This is a genomic window from Marinobacter sp. DUT-1 (genome assembly GCF_050379415.1).
GTDB lineage: Bacteria > Pseudomonadota > Gammaproteobacteria > Pseudomonadales > Oleiphilaceae > Marinobacter.
The window spans coordinates 411,167-431,193 of the sequence record NZ_JBNRLS010000002.1 but is presented as its reverse complement, the minus strand read 5'-3'; the positions used below and the strand labels follow the sequence as shown (position 1 = coordinate 431,193).

At 58.0% G+C, this 20,027-nt stretch carries 19 protein-coding genes and 1 tRNA gene; 9 read left to right on the top strand and 11 right to left on the bottom strand.

What is annotated here, in order from left to right; all coding sequences use genetic code 11:
- Positions 1-63: 63 nt before the first annotated feature.
- From ACQUTG_RS07645 to metH, 4 genes are all read right to left on the bottom strand, one after another.
- Positions 64-570 (bottom strand): DUF934 domain-containing protein, encoded by a 507-nt coding sequence (locus ACQUTG_RS07645; RefSeq protein ID WP_428918836.1) that lies wholly within the window; start codon positions 568-570, stop codon positions 64-66.
- Positions 563-2,215, bottom strand: coding sequence for a nitrite/sulfite reductase (locus ACQUTG_RS07640; RefSeq protein WP_428918835.1), 1,653 nt, complete (start codon positions 2,213-2,215; stop codon positions 563-565). The genes ACQUTG_RS07645 and ACQUTG_RS07640 overlap by 8 nt, the downstream gene beginning before the upstream one ends.
- Positions 2,216-2,513: 298 nt before the next feature.
- Entirely contained in the window at positions 2,514-2,681 is a 168-nt protein-coding gene (locus ACQUTG_RS07635; protein WP_428918834.1) for a DUF2970 domain-containing protein, read from the bottom strand.
- Between the two features lie 90 nt (positions 2,682-2,771).
- Positions 2,772-6,470: a methionine synthase gene (metH, locus tag ACQUTG_RS07630; protein ID WP_428918833.1), complete on the bottom strand. Its 3,699-nt coding sequence runs from the start codon at positions 6,468-6,470 to the stop codon at positions 2,772-2,774.
- 244 nt (positions 6,471-6,714) lie between these two features.
- Here metH and nfuA point away from each other — a divergent pair, with 244 nt between their 5' ends.
- Entirely contained in the window at positions 6,715-7,302 is a 588-nt protein-coding gene (nfuA, locus tag ACQUTG_RS07625; protein WP_410328970.1) for a Fe-S biogenesis protein NfuA, read from the top strand.
- Between the two features lie 239 nt (positions 7,303-7,541).
- Positions 7,542-8,708, top strand: a complete 1,167-nt coding sequence (locus ACQUTG_RS07620) for a DUF445 domain-containing protein (protein WP_428918832.1) — start codon at positions 7,542-7,544, stop codon at positions 8,706-8,708.
- A gap of 10 nt (positions 8,709-8,718) precedes the next feature.
- Here ACQUTG_RS07620 and ACQUTG_RS07615 read toward each other — a convergent pair whose 3' ends face one another.
- From ACQUTG_RS07615 to ACQUTG_RS07595, 5 genes are all read right to left on the bottom strand, one after another.
- Positions 8,719-9,045 (bottom strand): TusE/DsrC/DsvC family sulfur relay protein, encoded by a 327-nt coding sequence (locus tag ACQUTG_RS07615; protein WP_428918831.1) that lies wholly within the window; start codon positions 9,043-9,045, stop codon positions 8,719-8,721.
- Between the two features lie 3 nt (positions 9,046-9,048).
- Positions 9,049-9,330 (bottom strand): sulfurtransferase complex subunit TusB, encoded by a 282-nt coding sequence (gene tusB / locus ACQUTG_RS07610; RefSeq protein ID WP_428918830.1) that lies wholly within the window; start codon positions 9,328-9,330, stop codon positions 9,049-9,051.
- Positions 9,331-9,334: 4 nt separating this feature from the next.
- Positions 9,335-9,685 carry a DsrE family protein gene (locus tag ACQUTG_RS07605; RefSeq protein ID WP_428918829.1) on the bottom strand — a complete coding sequence of 117 codons (351 nt, stop codon included), beginning with the start codon at positions 9,683-9,685 and terminating at the stop codon, positions 9,335-9,337.
- Between the two features lie 2 nt (positions 9,686-9,687).
- Complete coding sequence (gene tusD, locus ACQUTG_RS07600; RefSeq protein ID WP_428918828.1) at positions 9,688-10,104, bottom strand: sulfurtransferase complex subunit TusD; 417 nt, start codon at positions 10,102-10,104, stop codon at positions 9,688-9,690.
- 90 nt (positions 10,105-10,194) lie between these two features.
- A complete protein-coding gene (locus ACQUTG_RS07595) occupies positions 10,195-10,893 on the bottom strand; it encodes a Bax inhibitor-1/YccA family protein (protein ID WP_428918827.1) in 699 nt (232 codons plus the stop codon).
- Between the two features lie 213 nt (positions 10,894-11,106).
- On the opposite strand from ACQUTG_RS07595, the gene ACQUTG_RS07590 reads away from it, so the two are divergent.
- Positions 11,107-11,197 (top strand) — tRNA-Ser (locus tag ACQUTG_RS07590).
- 214 nt (positions 11,198-11,411) lie between these two features.
- Entirely contained in the window at positions 11,412-12,551 is a 1,140-nt protein-coding gene (locus tag ACQUTG_RS07585) for a histone deacetylase family protein (RefSeq protein WP_428918826.1), read from the top strand.
- Positions 12,552-12,593: 42 nt separating this feature from the next.
- Here ACQUTG_RS07585 and ACQUTG_RS07580 read toward each other — a convergent pair whose 3' ends face one another.
- A complete protein-coding gene (locus ACQUTG_RS07580; RefSeq protein ID WP_428918825.1) occupies positions 12,594-13,901 on the bottom strand; it encodes an ATP-grasp domain-containing protein in 1,308 nt (435 codons plus the stop codon).
- A 375-nt stretch (positions 13,902-14,276) separates the two neighbouring features.
- A complete protein-coding gene (locus ACQUTG_RS07575) occupies positions 14,277-15,044 on the bottom strand; it encodes an IclR family transcriptional regulator (protein ID WP_428918824.1) in 768 nt (255 codons plus the stop codon).
- A gap of 296 nt (positions 15,045-15,340) precedes the next feature.
- Between ACQUTG_RS07575 and bhcA the strand changes: the two genes are divergently transcribed.
- The 5 genes from bhcA (at position 15,341) to ACQUTG_RS07550 (ending at position 20,014) form a co-directional block, all read left to right on the top strand.
- A complete protein-coding gene (gene bhcA / locus ACQUTG_RS07570; protein WP_428918823.1) occupies positions 15,341-16,510 on the top strand; it encodes an L-aspartate--glyoxylate aminotransferase BhcA in 1,170 nt (389 codons plus the stop codon).
- A 19-nt stretch (positions 16,511-16,529) separates the two neighbouring features.
- Entirely contained in the window at positions 16,530-17,492 is a 963-nt protein-coding gene (bhcB, locus tag ACQUTG_RS07565) for a beta-hydroxyaspartate dehydratase BhcB (RefSeq protein WP_428918822.1), read from the top strand.
- Between the two features lie 25 nt (positions 17,493-17,517).
- The gene (bhcC, locus tag ACQUTG_RS07560; RefSeq protein ID WP_428918821.1) at positions 17,518-18,690 is read left to right on the top strand and encodes a 3-hydroxy-D-aspartate aldolase BhcC; all 1,173 of its coding nucleotides are present in this window, start codon (positions 17,518-17,520) and stop codon (positions 18,688-18,690) included.
- Positions 18,691-18,700: 10 nt separating this feature from the next.
- Entirely contained in the window at positions 18,701-19,705 is a 1,005-nt protein-coding gene (bhcD, locus tag ACQUTG_RS07555; RefSeq protein ID WP_428918820.1) for an iminosuccinate reductase BhcD, read from the top strand.
- Positions 19,706-19,783: 78 nt separating this feature from the next.
- A complete protein-coding gene (locus tag ACQUTG_RS07550; RefSeq protein ID WP_428918819.1) occupies positions 19,784-20,014 on the top strand; it encodes a hypothetical protein in 231 nt (76 codons plus the stop codon).
- Positions 20,015-20,027: the final 13 nt, after the last annotated feature.

Sequence of the window (20,027 nt, the reverse complement as noted above, 5' to 3'; positions counted from 1 at the left end):
CAGGTCTGAAAATGGGGTCTGATGAAAACCTTCATCTGACCCCATCTTCAACCAACCTCCAGCTCACCCGGCCCGCCGCCGAAACAGCGGCAAATCCGTATCCGTCGCCGCCTGATACCCCTGGCTGAAGAAGTTCAGGCACTTAGGAGCCTGGCTGATGTCCTTGTCGGCCCGCAGCACATACGAATCAAACCCGCATCGCTTCATGAACTGCAGCTGGTCCAGCAGCACATCCCCGATCGCCCGCAGCTCGTTCTGATAGCCAAACCGTTCCCTCAGTAACCGGGCAATGCTATAGCCACGACCATCCACAAAGCGGGGGAAGTTCACTCCAATCAGCGGCAGTTCGTTGACCTTATCGGCAATCATTTCCGGCTCGTCATGGCTGTCGAACCAGACACCAATCCGGTCATTACCGGTGAAATGCTCGTAGCCGGCGAGCCAAAGATCGGCCGGGATCAGCGCCGGCTGCTCCGTTGGAATGGCGAGGGACTCGCCATCCTCCGGCCGCGGAACCACAACCCAGTTGTCCTGACGGATGGTGCCGTCTGCATTGATTACGTCAGGCATAGACCCGCTCCTTGAAAGGTTTGATGCCAATACGGCGATAGGTATCAAGGAATTCCTCTTCCTCGGTACGCTGATCGACGTACACATCGATAATCTTCGCGATAACCTCCGGCATCTCCTCCCGGGCAAAGGAGGGCCCGAGGATCTTGCCGATATCCGCATCATGGTGGGAAGAGCCGCCCAGGCTGACCTGGTAGAACTCCTCGCCCTTCTTGTCGACACCCAGAACCCCAATGTTGCCGACGTGGTGATGACCGCAGGCATTCATGCACCCGGAGATATTGAGATCGATGTTGCCCAGGTCATACAGATAGTCGAGGTCCTCAAACCGGCGCTGAATAGCCTCGGCCACCGGGATCGACTTGGCGTTGGCCAGGGCGCAGTAATCGCCGCCCGGGCAGCAGATAATGTCGGTCAGGGTGTTCAGGTTGGCGGTCCCGAAGCCCATTGGCGTAATGGTCTGCCACAGTTCCAGCAGCCGGTCCTGGCGCACATCGGCCAGCACCACGTTTTGATGGTGGGTGACCCGAACCTCCCCGAAGCTGTATTCGTCGGCCAGGTCGGCAATCTGCTCGAGCTGGCTGTCGGTGACATCGCCCGGAGGTGTGCCGGTTTTTTTCAGGGTCAGCGTCACAATGGCGTAGCCGGGCTTCTTGTGCACGTCTACGTTGTGGCTCAGCCACTGGTCAAAACCGCGGTTCTCGAACCGCTGCCGGGCCAGCAGGTCTGTAGCGTTGTCCAGGGCCTCGTACGGCGGTTCGGTAAAGAACCCCTTGATCCGCTCAATGGCTTCCGGAGTCAGACGGGTCGGCGAATCCTTGATGTGGGCCCACTCGGCTTCTACTTTCTCGGCAAAACCTTCCGGAGTCAGGGCCTTGACCAGGATCTTGATCCGCGCCTTGAACTTGTTATCCCGACGCCCATAGCGGTTGTAGACCCGCAGGACCGCTTCAAGGTAGGTCAGCAAGTCCAGCTCCGGCAGGAATTCACGGATCACCGGGCCAACCATCGGAGTCCGGCCAAGGCCGCCACCTACGTGGACCCGGAAGCCCAATTCGCCGGCATCGTTGCGCACCATCTGGAGCCCGATGTCGTGGATCCGGATTGCCGCGCGGTCGGTTTTTTCGGAGGCGTTCACTGCCACCTTGAATTTGCGGGGCAGGAACGCGAATTCCGGATGGAACGTTGACCACTGACGGATGATCTCGCAATAGGGCCGGGGATCGGTGATTTCATCGGCTTGTACGCCGGAAAACTGGTCCGTGGTGGTGTTCCGGATGCAGTTCCCGCTGGTCTGGTTGGCATGCATTTCCACTTCCGCCAACTCGGCCAGGATGTCCGGAACATCCTCCAGGGCCGGCCAGTTGAGCTGGACGTTCTGCCGGGTGGTGAAATGGGCGTAGCCCTTGTCGTAATTCCGGGTGATACGGGCGAGACGACGCAACTGCTCGGAGCGCAGCATGCCGTAGGGCACACAGATCCTCAGCATCGGTGCGTGGCGCTGAACGTAGAGTCCGTTCTGCAGGCGTAACGGAAGGAATTCTTCCTCGCTGAGTTCGCCCGCCAGGGCGCGTCGGGTCTGGTCCCTGAACTGGGCCACCCGTTCCGCTGCCATTTGCCGGTCGTGTTCGTCGTATACGTACATAGGGGTAATGTCCTGCCTCTTATATCTGGAAGGCAGGATATCACCAGGTTTTTATTTCCAAAATGATTATTTCAAAATATGTTTATCGATTCAGGCGATAAGTGGATGGCACGCAGGCTGGACGAATGTCAATTTCCTGCTTAACTGAAAAGATAACAACAATGACCTGAAAAAGTGAGAAGGGGTACTTCCATGAAGAAGAGCATGCGTTCAGACAGTCAGGCAGACGCCATCGCTGCGGTTCTGGTCGTCGTACTGGTGGTCGCCTTCGCGGTTGTCTGGGTCTCGGGCCAATAGGTTACTGGCTGGCAATCACAGCCTGCACCACCAGAATCAGTCCCCCCACAAAGGCCGCGGTAAAGAGTAGTCCGGCAATGATGTAGGGCCAGGGGCTATGGCTGGAGAAATCCTCTTCCCGGCGCTTGTCGGACTGAACTCCGAAAGCGCCGGCCAGAATGCTTTGCATTATTTTCAAAACGCCGGGTGAGCCCGACTTCCGATCTTTCTTGTTGCTTTCATTGTCGGTCGTGTCGGTCATTGCGTGCTTTGTCCCCGTCTATTCTGCCGGATCGTAGGCCAGGCTTGGCATCAGCCAGCGCTCCGCCTCCGCCTTGGATATACCTTTACGTTCAGCATAGTCCTCAACCTGATCCACGCCAATCTTGCCAACGGCGAAGTACTTGGACTCGGGGTGGGCGAAGTACCAGCCGGAAACTGCCGCGGTGGGGAACATGGCAAAGTGCTCGGTCAGCTCAAGACCGATTTTGCCGGTGGCCTCCAGGAGACGGAACAGGGTCGCCTTCTCGGTGTGATCCGGACAGGCCGGGTAACCCGGAGCCGGACGGATACCGCGGTAGCGCTCCTTGATCAGATCCTCGTTGGCCAGATGCTCGTCGGCAGCATAGCCCCAGAATTCCTTGCGAACCCGCTCATGCATCCGCTCGGCGAAGGCCTCGGCGAGGCGGTCGGCCAGAGCCTTGACCATGATGGCGTTGTAGTCGTCGTGCTTGTCCTTGAATTCCTGTGAGAACTCCTCGGCACCAATACCGGTGGTCACGGCGAAACCGCCCACATAATCCACTTTCCGGGAATCCTCCGGCGCCACGAAATCGGACAGCGCCATCATCGGCTTGCCCGGTGCCTTCTCATCCTGCTGGCGCAGGTGGTGCAGGGTGGTCAGCTCTTCGGTGCGGGATTCGTCGGTGTAGACCACGATGTCATCGCCGCGACGGTTGGCCGGCCAGAAGCCGATCACGCCCCGGGCAGTCACCCGTTTCTCCCCGATCATCTGCTTGAGGATTTTCTGGGCGTCATTGAACAGGCTGCGGGCCGCTTCGCCGCGCTTGGGATCGTCAAAGATCGCCGGGTACTTCCCGGAAATGTCCCAGGAAATGAAGAACGGCGTCCAGTCGATGTAGTCGACCAGTTCTTCGAGGTCGTAGTCCTCGAATACCCGGATGCCGGTGAACGATGGTTTCGTCGGTTCGTAGCCTTCAAAGTTGATTTCCGGGGCGCGGGCTCGGGCTTCCTTCAGGGAGACCAGCTTGGTCCGCTCGCCGCGGTTCTTCCGGCGTTCCCGGATCTCGTCGTATTCGGTGCGGGCGGCTTCGACAAAGGCCGGTTTGGCGGTCTTGCTGAGCAACTGGGAGGCCACGTTTACGCAGCGGGATGCGTCGGATACATACAGGGCGATATCATTCTTGAACTGGGGCTCGATCTTCACCGCCGTGTGCGCTTTGGACGTAGTGGCGCCACCGATCATCAGCGGGATGTTGAAGTCCAGGCGCTGCATCTCCCGGGCTACGTGAACCATCTCGTCAAGGGACGGGGTAATCAGGCCGCTCAGGCCGATGATGTCCACCTTCTCTTTCTTCGCGGTTTCCAGGATCTTGTCACAGGGCACCATCACGCCCATATCGATCACTTCGTAGTTGTTGCACTGCAGGACAACGCCCACGATGTTCTTGCCGATGTCGTGCACATCGCCCTTTACCGTGGCCATGAGAATCTTGCCCTTGGCCTGCTGGCCCTCGGACTTCTCCGCCTCGATGTAGGGGATCAGGTAGGCCACGGCCTGCTTCATTACCCGCGCACTCTTGACCACCTGGGGCAGGAACATCTTGCCGTCGCCGAACAGGTCGCCAACCACGTTCATGCCATCCATCAGCGGGCCCTCGATGACCTCGATGGGGTGGCTGGCGTTCTGGCGGCAGGCCTCGGTGTCTTCGGTGATATAGTTGGTGATGCCTTTGACCAGGGCGTGCTCGAGGCGCTTCTCGACTGGCCACTCGCGCCAGGCCAGGTCCTCTTCCTGGGTCTTGCCGCCTTTGCCCTTGAACTTCTCGGCCGCTTCCAGCAGGCGATCGGTGGCGTCGTCCCGGCGGTTGAGTACCACATCCTCCACCAGTTCCTTCAGATCCGGCTCGATCTCGTCGTAAATCACCAGCTGGCCGGGATTGACGATACCCATGTTCATTCCGGCCTTGATGGCGTGGTAGAGGAACACGGAATGGATGGCCTCGCGCACGGCATCGTTGCCCCGGAACGAGAACGACACGTTGCTCACACCGCCGGAGATGGAGGCGTGGGGCAGGTTTTCCTTGATCCAGCGGGTGGCGTTGATGAAGTCCACCGCGTAGTTGTTGTGTTCCTCGATGCCGGTAGCGATGGCGAAGATGTTCGGGTCGAAGATGATGTCGGCCGGATTGAACCCGATACCGGTAAGCACATCGTAGGAGCGTTTGCAGATCTCGGTCTTGCGCTCGTAAGTATCCGCCTGGCCGTCTTCGTCAAAGGCCATGACCACCACAGCGGCGCCGTAGCGCATGCAGTCTTTCGCCCGCTTGATGAATTCCTCTTCGCCTTCCTTCAGGCTGATGGAGTTCACCACCGCCTTGCCCTGGATACAACGCAGGCCGGCCTCGATCACCTCCCATTTGGAGGAATCGATCATGATGGGCACCCGGGAAATGTCCGGTTCGGAGGCGACCAGGTTCAGGAAGGTGACCATGACCTCCTTGGAATCCAGCATGCCCTCATCCATGTTGATGTCGATGATCTGGGCGCCGTTCTCCACCTGGTCCCGGGCCACACTGAGGGCTTCCTCGTACTGCTCTTCCTTGATCAGGCGCAGGAACCGCTTGGAGCCGGTCACGTTGGTGCGCTCACCGACGTTGATGAACAGGGTGTTCTCATCGCCGGTGAAGGGCTCGAGGCCAGACAGGCGCAGGGCCTTGGGGCGCTCGGGAATCTGCCGGGGCGGGTACTTGGCGACGGCTTTGGCAATGGCCTCGATATGATCCGGGCGGGAACCGCAGCAACCACCGATGATGTTCAGGAAGCCGTCTTTGGCGAAGCCTTCGATGATCTCCGCCATTTCCTCCGGGGTCTGGTCGTACTCACCGAATTCGTTGGGCAGGCCCGCGTTGGGGTGGGCGGAGACATAGGTCTCGGCCTTGGAGGACAACTCCTCGACGTAGGGTCGCAGCGCGTCCGCACCCAGGGCGCAGTTCAGCCCCACGGAAATGGGCTTGGCATGGGCAACGGAGTTGTAGAAGGCCTCGGTGGTCTGGCCGGACAGCGTACGTCCGGAGGCATCGGTGATGGTGCCGGAAATCATGATCGGCAACTCGATGCCGGTATCCTCGAACACCTGCTGGGTGGCGTAAATCGCTGCCTTGGCGTTCAGGGTATCGAAGATGGTTTCGATCAGGATCAGATCGGCGCCGCCCTCCATCAGGCCTGAAACCGCCTCGTAATAATTGTCCACCAGTGTCTGGAAATCGACATTGCGGTAGCCGGGATTATTCACATCCGGTGAAATGGAGGCGGTACGGGAGGTAGGGCCGACCGCGCCAGCGACGAAGCGGGGCTTGCTGGGGTCTTTAGCGGTAAACTCGTCGGCAATCTCCCGCGCCAGCTTTGCCGAGGCCACGTTCAGCTCCCGGGCCAGATCTTCCATGCCGTAATCGGCCTGGGACAGGCGGGTAGAGTTGAAGGTGTTGGTCTCGATGATGTCAGCGCCGGCGTCCAGGTAGTCCGCATGGATGTTGCGGAGCAGGGCAGGCTGGGTCAGGTTGAGCAGGTCGTTGTTGCCCTGCACCTCCCGTTCGAAGTCCCTGAACCGATCGCCCCGGAACGCGGCTTCATCCAGCTTCTGGTTCTGGATCATGGTGCCCATGCCACCATCAAGAATCACAATGCGTTCCTTGAGGGCTTGATGAAGCTGTTCCAGACGGGTAGTGCGATCGGTCATAGGGAAATCTTCCGGGTGTCGTGGCTAACGTCGTATTTCAGTCAATGGCGCGGGATCATAGCAAAAATGCCGGATTCCGTCTTAGTCCGAATGATCATTATCAAGTGCCGTGTCTCCGGCGCTTCCAGCAGGCGGTCATACGGGAAATTCATTACCTGATTAAATCCCGACTATTTTACTTGGTCTTTCATGTTCCCGCGAACTCTCTTAAAATAGGAGTCAAACTTCCAAACGGGTAGGAAACATGGCATTGGTTACCGTGACAGATTCCGCGCGGGATTACCTCGCGCAACTCATTGAAAAGCAGGATGTAGAAGGCATGGGCGTACGGATCTTCGTCACCCAGCCCGGCACCCGGAATGCCGAGACCTGCCTGGCCTACTGCCCGCCCAATGAAGTCGTCCCGACGGACGAGCAGCTGGATCTCGGCAAGTTCACTCTGTACCTGGACCATAACTCGGTCCCGTTCCTGGAAGAGGCGTACGTCGACTACTCCAAGGACCAGATGGGCGGCCAGCTCACGATCAAGGCCCCTAACGCCAAGGTGCCCAAGATCGACGATGACGCACCGCTGCCGGATCGCGTGAACTACGTGCTGGCCTCCGAGATCAACCCGAACCTCGCGGCTCACGGTGGTGACGTATCTCTGGTCGAGATCGTGGACGAGTCCGTTGCCGTGCTGCGCTTTGGCGGTGGTTGCCAGGGCTGTTCCGCGGTCAGCCTGACCCTCAAGCAGGGCGTCGAATCCACACTGAAAGAGCGCGTGCCGGAAATTACGGCCGTTCGCGACGTAACCGACCACTCCTACACCGAAAACGCTTACTACCAGTAAGCCGTCTCTGAGAGCCCCGGCCGCCAGGCCGGGGTTTTTGCTGCCGCAATTCCCCACACCCCATGGCTTCACGGCCAATGTTGTGACATTTCAATTACTTCATCATCGGTCACATAAACTGACGTGCCGGGCCACTACACTGTTGGCTGGCACTCAAGAACCGAATGCTCATCGGCCTGTGGCCGCAATTTCAACCGGGGTAACTCTTGATCGACCTAGCACTCCTGTCTGTGCCTGTCATGGCAGCTGTCACCGGCTGGGTGACCAACTGGCTGGCAATTCAGATGTCCTTCTATCCGGTCCGGTTTGTCGGTTTCGGAGTGCTTGGCTGGCAGGGTGTCATCCCCCGGAAAGCGGAGAAGATGGCCCACATCTGCATTGACCAAACCCTGCAGAAATTCGGCGATCTGAATTCCGTCTACGAAAAACTTGAACCCCATCGCATCGTGGAGCAGGTGATCTCACAGGTGACCCCGAGGGTGGATGAGTACATCGATGAGATCATGTACGAGAATCACCCGGTCCTGTGGGATAACGTGCCCTTGTTCGTGCGTAACCGGATCTATAGATGGGCGACGGAAGCGTTGCCTGAGCGGGTCGAGGAACTGGTGGAGGACTTCGGTGATGACCTGGACGAGCTGGTGGACCTCAAGGCCCTGTTAAGCCGGGAACTCCAGCGCCATCCGGATCTGATGAACCGGATCTTCAAGGAGGCGGGGTCGGTAGAGCTGCAGTCGGTAATCAACCTTGGTGCGATCATCGGCGGACTGCTGGGTGCCGCGCTCGTGCCGCTCTGGATCCGGTATCCCGAACCCTGGCTGCTTCCCCTTGGCGGGTTTGCCGTCGGTTTCCTCACCAACTGGCTGGCCATCAACCTGATCTTTACTCCGGTTGAACCCCGCCGTTTCCTGTTCTGGAAGATCCAGGGCCTGTTCCTGCGCCGACAGCCCGAGATCAGCGATGTCTGGGCGCGCCTGGTGGCGGAAGAACTGATTACGGTCGAGCGGGTTGCCGACGCCATGATCAACGGCGCCCATGGCGACCGTACCCGGGCGATCATCCAGAAACACCTGCGGCCGCTGCTGGACAGCTCCCCGGTGATGAAGCTGACGGCACAGGTCTCGGTGGGGGTCACCGGCTATACCGAGCTGAAGAAAGCGCTGTACCAGAAAGCCGTGGTGGCCACCGGGGATGTCTTCTCGGACCCGGCGTTCAACCGGGAGCGGGCACCGGTGGTGGCGGGAGTCCTGGCCAGCCAGATGAAATCCCTCGGGCCGAAGGAGTTCCAGGGCATCCTGCGCCCGGCATTTCACGAAGAAGAGCTGCAGCTGATGGTAGTCGGCGGCGTATTTGGTGCCGTGGCTGGACTCATCCAGTTCCTGAGTCTGACCTACCTGGTGTTCTGAGAACTTTCGGTTACAGGCAGTTGGTCGGGCGGGGCAGTCCTGCGATCCGGCAGGCGGTCTTGGCTGGCGTGCCCGGGAACAACTGCATCAAGTAGATGCTGTTGCCTTTCTCCTCCCCGAAGGCTTCCTTTACCGCCTTGACGAAGAGCCGGTTCGAGGGTGGCGATACTTCGTGTTGTTTATAAAAACCTCTAAGAAACTCTATGATTTCCCAGTGATTTCCGGATAGCTCAATGCCGTCCTCGGATGCAATAACCTCCGCCACCTCCGGGGTCCACGCCCAGGCATCCTCCAGAAAACCTTCGTTGTTCCGTTGCGGGATCTGCTGCTCACTCATGGTTCACCAACTGATTACCTGTTTTGCTCGGGCGGTCAGCTCGACCATACCGTCGTAGTTGATGGTTTCCACTGTTCCGGATTGATCGCCCATTCCCCGCGCATCCATGTCCGGCTCCAGGGCGAAAAGCTTTCCGGAAGCACTGGCGGAAGCGGCACCAAACCCCAGTACGCCGTTTTCGATCAGAAGGACGGCGTCGTCCGGGCCGGCAATCGACAGGCAACGGGCAAATCTGGGATGTTCCGGGGACTTGTTCAGGATGTGCAGAGTCTGGATCTCGGTCATGGTGTTATCCGGCAAAGGCGGCGTGGCTGTAGTTTGTGAACAGTTGCGAGTCGGCCTGAACGAGGGTCACGCCATCCAGCAACTGTTCGGCCTCAAGTCCATAGCGGCTGCAGTCATCACTATCGGCAAGCAGGGCTTCCACGCCAAAGATGGGTGCGGCGGCCAGGTTCTTCTCCACCGACTTCTGACGGATCTCTCCGGGCTCCTGTCCCTTGCGCAGCCAGTTTACCCCGGCGCCACAGAACAGCAGCGATACCGGCTGGTCAAACGCTGCAAGCGAAAACGCCATATCCAGGGCTTCCCGGCCGGCCCAGCTGCCATAGGGAGACTTGTCGATGACAATCAGCGTGCTCATGGTCAGTCGCTCCCGTGAAAATAGACGGTTCGTGATGACGCCATCCGGCCCTCAACCCATTCGCCCAGTCCCGCGATAGAAAACGGCGCCAGGAGGTTGCTGGCAGGCAGCTCATACCGTTTCTGTTCACCTTCATCCACCAGGCCGCGCCTCAATGCCGAGGCAATGCAGGCAACGCCCGGAATTCCGTGTTCCTCAAGAAAAGTGCTCCATTCCCGGGGCCAGTGAGGTTCATCGGAAGGTGGCGAGGCGAGGGCGGAGGCAAGCTGTACGCCATCCCCGTACAGGAACACCCGGTCTACCCGATGGCCGGCCCTGATGGCAGCCTCGGCGAAGCTCAGTGCGCTCTGGGGTGCCTGGGAGCTGTAGGGCGCTCCGGTGATAACGAGAGTGAACGAGAACGGGGTGGAATCCTGCATGGCCGGTACCGTGTTGATAGCGGTTTCAGTTTACTCAAAGTAAAAGCCCCGGCAAGGCCGGGGCTTCGGTTAACCTGGTTTCAGGAGCGATCAATCTTCGCCGCTGAACGCTGCCAGCAGGTGAAGCAGGCTGACAAACAGGTTGTAGATGGAGACGTACAGGCCAACGGTGGCGATGATGTAGTTGCGCTCGCCGCCCTTGATGATCTGGCTGGTCTCGAACAGGATCATGATGGAGGCGAAGATGGTGAAGCCTGCAGACACTGCCAGGTGCAGGGCAGAGCTTTCCATGATGAACGCCAAGACCATGGCACCGATCAGCACGAATGCACCAGCGGTCAGGAAGCTGGACATGAAGCTGAAGTCCTTCTTGGTGATGATCGCGGTTGCGGACAGACCAACGAAGGCGACAGCAGTCAGTGTCAGCGCCTGGGCGACGATCTGGGATGCGCCTGCGGCCACGAACGCACCGATGATCGGGCCCAGGGTGTAACCCATGAAGCCGGTCAGGGCGAAGGTGGTCACAATGCCCCAGGGGCTGTTCTTCAGTTTATAGGTGGCAAACAGAAGACCGATGTAGCCCACAATGGTGATCAGGAAGCCCGGGTGGGTTCCGTTCATGTTCAGGAATGCGGTCAGGGCCGAGAAGGCCAGGGTCATGCCCAGGAGCATGTAGGTGTTGCGCAGCACATTCATTGCATCAGCGCTGATGCCAGTAGTCGCTCGCTCAGCCTGAGGCGCGGAATAGGCACCCTGCTGGTCCTGAGCGCCGAATCTTCTGTTTTCCATTGTCATCTCCGTTTGTGTAACGACTGGATACTGTCCCCAATCATAATGTCGAATACGCAACTTTCAATCATTTACGACAATAAAGTGCCCTGTGGATTCCATTAAACCGCGTTAATGTTGAAAAGTGCGGCGGGATTTATGCAGGGCGTTGACAGCACAGGCAATTCCGGTATCATGCACCTCGCTGTCGCAACGGCAGCAATGGTTTTGAAAGGTGGGCTGGCAGAGTGGCTGAATGCAGCGGTCTTGAAAACCGCCGACGGTTAGTAGCCGTCCCGGGGTTCGAATCCCTGGCCCACCGCCATTTTTCTATTCAACTCAAGGTCTTATACCTCCTTCTGAAAACCTGCCTTCATCGGTACTCTAGGCCGACCAGGTTTAATCTTCACTGATTTCTGCATTAGACTCTGTCATACCCTGCGCTCTCAGTATGGCTGTGTGTTGGTATGTGTCCATTTCAGCATAATCCACGCTGCCGAGGTGGGCAGGTCAAAACATAATGTCCTGTGATGACAGCTATGACAGCGACTGTATTGATCTATTACGACTTCCGTATGCTTGGTCACAATCCACACGGCTGGGATCCTGATCGTCCCGAATGGACTGACGATGTGAAGGCGATGATTGAGCTGCAGTATCCTAATGCCAATCTGGACACCTATACCCATCCCGAGCGTCCACAGCGACTGACAGCGATTGTCGATCGGCTGCTTATGGAGCCCATCGACGGCGTACGCTGGATGCTGCCGGCCCCGGCCACCGCCACTCAGCTTGAGCGGGCGCATGATGCAGCTTATGTGGCCCATATCGAGTCGCTGGATGGGAAATCCGGCTGGCTGTCCAAGGACACGACTGCGGTATCGCCGGGCAGCGTGACAGCGGCCCGCCTGGCCGCCGGCTCTGGAATCAGCGCGATCGAGGCGATCACCGCCGGTGAAGCCCGGCGGGCATTCTGCATCGTGCGCCCGCCGGGGCACCATGCTCCGGCTGACCGTGCCCGTGGCTTTTGCCTTTATAACAACCTGGCCGTCACTGCAGCGCATGCACGCAAAGCACTCGGCTATGACCGCGTCATGATCTGGGATTGGGACATGCATCACGGCAACGGCACCCAGGCCATTTTCTATGACGACCCCAGCGTGCTCGTGGTCGATAGCCATTGTGCGGCACCCTTCTATCCGGGCACCGGCCTGCTGGCCGAAACTGGAGCTGGAGCGGGCCTTGGTTACCATCTCAACGTGCCACTGCCCATGGGTTTTGGCAACGCCACGCTGCTGAATGTATTCGATCAGGTGGTGCGCCCGGCGGCACGTGCATTCCGGCCCGATATTCTGCTGGTATCCAGTGGCTTCGATTGCCATTACCTCGATCTGGTCTGCAACATGGATGAAACCGGTTATGCCGCTGTCACCCAGCGCATGAGGGTCCTGGCCGACGAGCTTTGTGATGGCCGCCTGGTACTGGTGCTGGAAGGTGGCTACAACGCCAAGGCTTTGGCTGACAGCGCCTATGCCGTGAGCGAAGCGCTGTCAGGGAAACCGGTGAATGCGCTTAACATCCTGGCTGACGATCCCGGCTGTGCGGTGGTGTCCGATGTAGCCGAGTTCCATGCCAGGTCCATCGCGGCGCTGGTGCCCGGCGGCACAATAACCGATTAGCCTGGCTTCGCGGCGGGAAGTCATGCGCACTGAGGCTAACCTCTAAACATAGAAATCCAGCTCTTCCTGGGCTTTCAGCAGATCCCGCATCTTGATGGGGTCGTCACCAAAGAAGAAGATCAGGCCCCAATGAGTGCCGTATGCTAACCGTTCAGGAACTATCTCTTCTTTAGGTGCGACCAATTCGTGGGACTCGAAATAGGGGTGCTCAATCGTTTCTTTGGGCATTTCGAGCCTGCTGACCACGCGGCGTCTTGGATATACACCGAAGCAACCTGCATAGCCCTTCGCGTCAACCACTTCGCGGGGGAAGAAACTATCTACCTCCTCTTTGGTGCTTTTAGGATCGAACACCAACATAGAAGCCTGGTACGCATTGAATCCGTAGACTCTCTCAATAAGCTCGAAAACCTTGAAACCCGGCGGACGGTATGCAACTTCTCCAAAGTACATTTCGCCGTCAGAGGTGACGAAGTACTCTGGATGAATAAAACCGAACTTGATATCGAAGGCTTTGATCAGCAGCTCGATCTGTTTGGTGATCGCGTTACGCCAGCTCTCAAGTTCATTAGTAGCCGGGACGAATACCGAGTAGCCCAGCGTTACGTATTCGGAAATATTAAGGAACTTGATTTTCCCTTCGTGGATCCAGGCCTCAACGGCAAACTCCCAGCCGCTCAGGTGACTTTCCATCAGCAACGGATACTCTTCCGGCGGAATGGCGTCAATGTCTTCTATCTTTCGAATCATTCGGTGGCCGAGGCAACCGGCTTTGTCGAATGCCTTGACATGAATCGGGTCGTCTGGGTCACCCTCAAGGTGCAGTAGTGTTTGGTTTACGCGCCTCATGAAGCGGACGATGTCCTCTTTCTCATACGCCTCCTGGAAAATCCCGACGCGAATACCGCCAAGTTGTGCACGGCGCTTCATCAGAGCTTTGTCGCGGAACAGAATAGACTGACCGTACATATGAGGTTCGTTAAGCAGGACTGAGTTGATGGCCCCTGACCACTCGACGGTTTCCTCGAAGAGCGGTAGCGCTACATCAACGCCTTCCGCCTTTAGCCTTTCTGCAATCTCCATGGACCGGTCATTCAGACGGGTAAAATCCCATGGGATAAAAGGGATCTTATTTGCGGTACAGAAATCCGCAGCCCAATCCGGAGCTACAACGATGTAGCGGCGGTCAAATTTTTGCGCTGCCTTGACCGCATTTAAGCTCCACCCAAGCAGGGCGATGTAACCTTTTTCCGGATCCTTGGGCGTTTCCGTCCCACGAACCGAGTCCATGGTTGGGTCGAGCCAGCCTGATACATCTTTAGCTAATTGAGTTTCTGACGTTATCGACATGCTAGCTTCTCCTTGTGGTTAAGTCAGAACTATGTCCACAACGAAATGCACCAGGTTAGCGGAGCCGTTAGGTAGGGCAGTTCTCATCGGGCAGATTCTGCGGGGTAGTGCATTCCTATTTTCAATATAGGGTTTAACCGGTCTGGTAACAAACTGGAGCAGGGGAACCGGAACACGGCAGCTGTTCGCCAATAAAACTCATATAATGAGAGCGGAATTTAATTTTATTTACTGGTATTTGTTGGGGGCAGCAGCGCTCTGCGAAAAGGAGGGTTAAAAGCAGGTATGGGACTAAAACAGGGATGCTTACGGTGTCATCCTCCATAGTAGTTTTGTCTTGCCCAGCATCCCTGCTGATCTTCGCTGTTTAGCCCTCTACCTGTCAGGCCGGTAACCAAGCTGGCGTGAAATATCCTCTCCCGCGCGTTTCAATTCTGCGATCCATTCATCTTTGCGACGCTCAATAGGTGCCGAAACCGAGAGCCCGGCACTCACATTTCCGGAGCGGTCGTAAATTAGCACGCCAATGCAGCCCACCCCGATCTCAGCTTCCTCATTGTCGAGCGCATAGCCCTGACGCATGCTCTTGAGGCAAGCCTCCTCGAGCTCCGGCAAGGACGACAGAGTGTTCCGGGTATAGGCCGGCAGGTTGGTCCGGCTTGCATAGGCCTGGATGGCTTCCTCTCCCGCCAGTCCCAGCATCAGTTTTCCCACGGCTGTCACGTGCAGTGGCGCCCGGCTTCCCACTATCTGGTTAACATGCATCATCCGGTTCGGGGTGACCTTCTCGAAGTAGATCACGACATCGCCCTCGCGGATGGTGAGGTTGATGGTTTCCCCCAGTTGCTTACACAGGGCCTCCATGTAGGGCAGGGACACAGCCCGCAGGTCTATGTCTGTGTGGAGGCGGTTGCCCAGCTGCAGTAGCCGCTGGCCTAGCCGGTAATCGCCGTTGGAATCACGCTCGACAAAGCGATTGCTGATCAACGAATGCAGGATCCGATACGCCGTGGACGGTGCCAGCCCGGTATCAGCACTCAGGGTTTTCAGTTTTACGGGCTTGGAGTACCGGGAGATGGCTTCCATGAGCATGGCCGCCCGGTCGATTACCTGGATTCTCGATTCCGTTTTCGTATCCATCATTGAAATGTTTTTGTCCCTTCAGATAGCAGCGGTTCGCGGGGAATTTATGACGCTAATTTTGTCATATGGAGGTAATTTCCACAATACGGAATGTGTCGGTACCTATTTATATCCAGTGTAAATTGCTGAAAAACCGATGAAAAAACATACCGTCAACCATTAGTTTCTGAAATTCCACAATGTGGAAACTTTGCGTATTGCGCAAAAATAACCTCACTCCTACCGTGGATTTGAAGGCGGCAAGCAGTAATGCAGATCCCGCCACCGGACATAAATACAAAAACGGAGTGGAATCAATGTCGGATCAGAATCCCGTTTTCATACCCGGCCCCACCAATATTCCCGACCGGTTGCGGTCCGCAATGCAGCTTCAGACCCGTGATCACCGCGCTCCGGACTTTGTGGAAACGCTGAGGCCCGTGTTGCACCAGTGCAAGTCGGTGTTCGGTACCGAGAGCGGCGAAGTCATCATCTTCCCCGCGAGCGGTACCGGGGGCTGGGAGGCAGCGATCTGTAACACCCTGTCTCCCGGCGACAAGGTACTGGTTGCCAGGTACGGAATGTTTTCCCATCGCTGGATTGATTTGTGCCGCCGACACGGCCTGGAGGTCCAGGTTATTGACTGTCAGTGGGGCAGCGGCGCGCCTGCGGACCGGTTTGAGGAAGCGCTCCGGTCCGATACCGGGCATGAGATCAAGGCCCTGCTGGTCACCCATAACGAAACCGCCACGGGCGTAAAGAGCGATATAGCTGCAGTACGAAGTGCCCTGGACCGGGCCTCCCATCCGGCCATGTTGTTTGTCGACTGTGTCAGTTCGCTGGCGTCCATGCCTTTTGCCATGGACGACTGGGGCGTGGATGTCGCGGTAGCCGGTTCGCAGAAGGGCTTCATGCTGACCACTGGCCTCGCCATTCTTGCTGTCAGCCCAAAAGCACTGGCGGCAACGGAGTGTGCGACTCTGCCAAGGGCATTCTTCGATTTTCAGGTCATGCGAGCGGCCAATGAGCAGGGTGGCTACCCCTACACGCCACCGCTGCAGCTGATTCATGGTCTCCGGGAAAGCCTGCGGATGCTCCTTGAGGAAGGGCTGGACAACGTTTATGCCCGTCATCACCGGCTGGCGGAAGGGGTTCGCTGTGCAGTCCGTGCCTGGGGGCTGGAGCTCTGCGCCAGATCTCCCGACCTCTACTCGGATACGGTCAGTGCGATTCTGGTGCCCGAGGGCTTCGACAGTAACGAACTCACTGACCACGCCTTTGAAAAATACGGTGTGTCTTTCGGAGTGGGGCTGGGGGAAATGGACGGCGCTGCGTTCCGGATCGGTCATCTGGGCTCGCTCACCGACGTCATGGTGCTCTCCGGGCTGGCAACCATAGAGATGGCGATGGCGGATCTGAACTACCCAATTGACCTGGGCAGCGGTGTCAGTGCCGCCCAGGACTATTTCCGCAGGACAGCAAGCTGACGACTCGGCGAGGTAAACCATGAACGATCAAATCAAACAGATACCAACCTTTGAAGATGCGCTGGCCGCCAGGGAGCGTATAGAGCCGTACATTCATCGCACGCCGGTTCTGACCTCCCGGTTCATCAACGAATTGACCGGCGCCGAACTGTTCTTCAAGTGTGAGAATTTCCAGAAGGCCGGCGCGTTCAAGGTCCGGGGCGCCTGCAACGCGGTTTTCGGGCTGAGTGAAGCGCAGGCCCGCATCGGTGTGGCTACCCACTCTTCCGGTAACCACGCGTTGTCCCTGTCCTATGCGGCGGGCCGGCGGGGTATTCCGGTTACCGTCGTCATGCCGCACACAGCGCCGCGAGCGAAGAAAGAGGCGGTGCTCGGTTATGGCGGCACCATTGTCGAGTGCGAGCCCTCAACCAGTTCCCGCGAGGCGGTTTTTGCCGAGGTTGTGGCGCAATCCGGTGCGGACTTTGTCCACCCATACAACGATCCGCGGGTGATAGCTGGCCAGGCCACCTGCGCGATGGAGCTGAATGAGCAGGTGCCGGGCCTGGAGGCGGTGATAGCGCCGATTGGCGGCGGAGGCATGATATCGGGCACCTGCCTGACGCTGTCCAATGTGGCGCCGGAGGTGTCGATCTATGCCGCCGAACCTCTCAATGCCGACGACGCCGCCCGATCGTTCAGGGCAGGTCACATCATTGCGGACGATGCGCCGGACACAATTGCCGACGGTCTGAAAGTCCCCTTGAAAGAACTGACCTGGCACTTCGTCCGCAATCACGTTTCGGACATTCTGACTGCCAGTGAGGAAGAGATTGTCGACGCCATGAAACTGATCTGGAAGCGAATGAAGATTGTCATGGAGCCGAGTTCTGCCGTCCCCCTGGCGACCATCCTGAAGAACCCCGAGCTATTCCGAGGCAAGCGGGTGGGTGTGATCGTAACCGGCGGCAACGTGGATCTGGACGCGCTTCCCTGGACCTGAATAACAATCAACGAGGATATCGCTAATGACTAACATGAACCTGAAAAACACGGACGGCCTGGAAGTGGGCTACGACATTCCGGCAGCGATTGGCATGGATGAAAGCGAAATACAGACCCCGTGCCTGGTGCTGGATCTGGATGCACTGGAATACAACATCAAGAAAATGGGGGACTACGCCAAGGCCCATGGCATGCGCCACCGAATCCACGGCAAGATGCACAAGTCCGTGGATATCGCCCGGCTGCAGGAACAACTCGGTGGTGCCGTCGGAGTGTGTTGTCAGAAGGTTTCAGAGGCGGAGGTCTTTGCCCGGGGCGGGATCAAGGACATCCTGGTATCCAACCAGGTTCGGGACCCCGGCAAAATCGACCGCCTCGCCCGGATCCCGCAGTTGGGCGCCAGGACCATTGTCTGTGTAGACGACCCTGACAACGTCCCGGAGCTGTCCGCGGCCGCTCAGCGCCATGGCACTCAACTGGACTGCTTTGTGGAAATCGATTGTGGGGCCGGTCGTTGCGGTGTTACCAGAACGGAGGAGGTCGTCGGTATTGCGAAGGCGATCGACGAGGCGCCGAACCTCCGGTTCTCAGGAATCCAGGCCTACCAGGGCGCAATGCAGCACATGACTTCCTATGAGGATCGCAAGGCCAAACTGGACGCCGCGATCGGGATGGTCCGTGAGGCCGTAGCGGCACTGAAAGAGGTGGGGCTTGAGCCGGAACTGGTGTCCGGCGGGGGAACCGGTTCCTATTATTTCGAGAGCAATTCGGGCGTGTATAACGAGCTCCAATGCGGTTCCTACGCCTTCATGGATGCAGACTACGGTCGCATCCAGGACAGGGAAGGTAACCGCATCGACCAGGGCGAATGGCGAAACGCACTGTTCATCCTGACCAGCGTCATGAGCCACGCCAAGTCCGACAAGGCTATCTGCGACGCCGGCCTCAAGGCCCAGTCGGTGGACAGCGGTCTGCCGTTCATCTTCGGACGCGATGATGATGTGGAATACATCAAGTGTTCGGATGAGCACGGAGTCATTGCCGATCCCCAAGGCGTTCTCGCCATCAACGAGAGGCTGAAGCTGGTGCCGGGACATTGTGATCCTACCTGCAATGTTCACGACTGGTACGTGGGGGTGCGCAACGGAAAAGTTGAAACCCTGTGGCCCGTCAGTGCCCGCGGCAAAGCTTTCTGAGGAGGTTGCGATGGAGACTTCAAGCAATTTGAGTAACGCTGGCTGTCAGGTAACTGTGGTTCCGGAAGAGGCCTGTCAGGCGGTGATCGGCCGAAAACAGGCCTTTGAAGCAGTCGAGGCGGTGTTCGCTTCCATGGCGAGCGGGTCCGCCCGCAACTTCCCGGTAGTCAGGGAGGCGATTGGTCATGCCGACGCTCTCTATGGGTTCAAGTCCGGATTTGATCGGGCGGGTATGGTCCTTGGCGTGAAGTCCGGGGGCTACTGGCCGGGTAATACCCGGAAAGGACTGACGAATCATCAGTCAACGGTCGTTCTGTTTGACCCCGACACCGGAAGACTCTCGGCGTTGGTGGGCGGCAACTACCTGACTGCAGTCCGGACTGCGGCTGCTTCAGCGGTGTCCATTGCGCATCTGGCGCGTAAGGATGCCAGGGTCCTGGGCATGGTGGGCGCCGGTCACCAGTCCACGTTCCAGCTCAGAGCGGCACTTGAACAGCGTAACTTTGATCAGGTGGTCGGCTGGAACCGGGATCCGGAAAACCTGGCGCGCCTGGCCGCGGTGTGTGAAGAACAGGGTATCCCTTTCGAGGCAGTTTCATTGCCGGACCTTGCTGCCCGGTCCGATGTGATCATTACCATCACCTCGGCATTCGAACCGCTGTTGATGTCTGAATGGGTCAAACCGGGTACCCATATTGCGTGCATGGGGACAGATACGAAGGGTAAGCAGGAGGTTGATCCCATGCTTTATGCGCGGGCGGAAATCTTCACCGACGAAGTAGCCCAGGCCACCAGCATAGGTGAATCCCAGCACGCGGCGGCAACTGGAATCCTGGCACCGGAACGGATCATCGCCATCGGGGATGTGATCAACGGAAAACATCCGGGGCGCAGGGCGGATCAGGACATTACCCTGTTCGACGGTACCGGCGTAGGTCTGCAGGACCTGGCTGTTGCATCGATGGCGGTGAAGCTGGCAGGTGCAGAGGGATTGGTGGAGAGGTTTGTGCTGTAAATGCCCCAGGGTATGTGCTTACTGGGGTTGCATTCATACAGCCCCCATAATGGGACCAGTAGCAAACCAGGAGGATGTATGCCTGATACCAGACCCAGCACCGTGTCCGGGCGGAAAGACCGCAAGTTCGCCGTCTCGGCAAACCGTGGCCAGGCCAGCCACCGGATCCGTTATGTGGAAACCGGAGGCGCCCTGGTGGATACCGAGGAATGTACCTTCTGTCAGTCTGTTCCGGATCTGCAGGACGGGGAGCAGGAAAAGACGGCCAGAGCCGAACCGGGCTCCGACCGCCAGAAATCGTCTGACTGATCGTTGATACGGC